At 76.8% G+C, this 1,654-nt stretch carries 1 protein-coding gene; it reads left to right on the top strand.

The features are described from left to right. Positions 1–1,654 (top strand): SpnB-like Rossmann fold domain-containing protein (locus ACZ3UD_RS37680; RefSeq protein WP_465598627.1); only part of this gene is annotated, 1,654 nt, incomplete at both ends.

Raw genomic sequence — 1,654 nt, 5'->3', positions numbered from 1 at the left:
CCGCCTTCGTCGAGCTCGGCCCGGACGGTGTCCTCGCGGCTTTTGCCCAGCAGGACTCGGACGTCCCCGCGCTCCCGCTGCTGCGCCGCGACCGGCCGGAGGAGCAGGCACTGGTCACCGCCCTGGCCCGCCTGCACGTCACCGGTGTCCCGGTGGACTGGGCGCGGCTGTTCGACGGCACCGGCGCCCGCCGGGTGGACCTGCCCACCTACCCGTTCCAGCACGAGCACTACTGGCCGCGCCCGGCCCGTCGCATCGGCGACGTGACCGGCGCCGGGCTGTCGCCCGCCGAGCACCCGCTGCTGGGCGCGACCGTCGCGCTCGCGAACGCCGAGAGCACGCTGCTGACCGGTCGGCTGTCGCTGAAGGCGCAGCCGTGGCTGGGCGACCACCGGGTGGGGGGCGTGGCCGTGTTCCCGCCGACCGGGTTCCTGGAGCTGGCCGTCCGCGCCGGTGACCAGGTCGCCTGCGACCGGGTCGAGCGGCTGACGCTCGCCGAGCCGCTGGTGCTGCCCGAGGACGGCGCCGTCGTCGTCCAGATCCAGGTGGACGCCCCGGCAGCCTCCGGCGCCCGCCCGGTGCGGATCTTCTCCCGCCCGGATGCCGACGCCGACGCCGCGTGGACGGAGCACGCCTCGGGCGAGCTCGTCCGCGGCGAGCGCACGGCCGACTTCGACGCCTCGGTGTGGCCGCCGAAGGGCGCGGTCGTCGCGGAGCTGACCGGGATCCAGGTGGAGGCGGACCTCGGTCCGGCCTTCGACGGGCTGCGGTCGCTCTGGCGGCGCGGCGAGGAGACCTTCGTCGAGGCGGTCCTGCCGGGCGACGCGGCCGGCGAGGCCGCGGGGTTCGGTGTGCACCCGGCGCTGCTGGCGGCCGTGGTGCGGGCGGACGGTCGGGGGCTGGTGCCGGTGGCGTGGTCCGGGGTGTCGCTGCACGCCAAGGGCGCCTCCGTGGTGCGGGCCAGGCTCGTGCGCACGGGCGCGGAGACGCTCGCGCTCGCCGTCGCGGACGCCGCCGGGGAGCCGGTGCTGTCGGCCGAGGCACTGACGCTGGCCGAGCCGGCCGCCGTGGCGCGGGAAGCGGCCGCGGCGGGCTCGCTGCTGCGGCTGGAGTGGGAGCCCGCGCCGTCGCGCACGCGTGAGCGCGTGACGTCGGTGACGCTGGGCGCGGATGTGGCGTCGTTCGCCGAGCTGACGGACGACGTACCGGGCGCCGTGGTGGTCCCGGTGGCGGGCGGTTCGGCGCCGGAGGCTGTGCACGAGGTGACGGCATGGGCGCTGGGTCTGGTGCAGGAGTGGCTGGCCGAACCGCGGTTCGCGGACTCCCGTCTGGTGTTCACGACCCGGGGTGCGGTGGCCGGTGACGAGGTCGCGGACCTGGCCGGCGGCGCGGTCTGGGGCCTGGTGCGGGCCGCAGAGTCGGAGAACCCGGGCCGGTTCGTCCTCGTGGACACGGACGGCGAGCTCCCACTGGACGCCGTGCTGGCCGTCGGCGAGCCGCAGGTCGTGGTGCGCGACGGTGTCGTGCGGGTGGGCCGACTCGCCCGGGTGGCCCCCGGTGGGCCCTCCTTGGGCTGGGGCACGGGAACCGTGGTGATCACGGGTGGTACCGGTGGTCTGGGCCGGCTCGTCGCGCGGCATCTGGTGGCCGAACA

Source organism: Kitasatospora sp. NPDC023118 (genome assembly GCF_055560875.1).
This window is presented reverse-complemented; position numbering and strand designations above follow the sequence as displayed.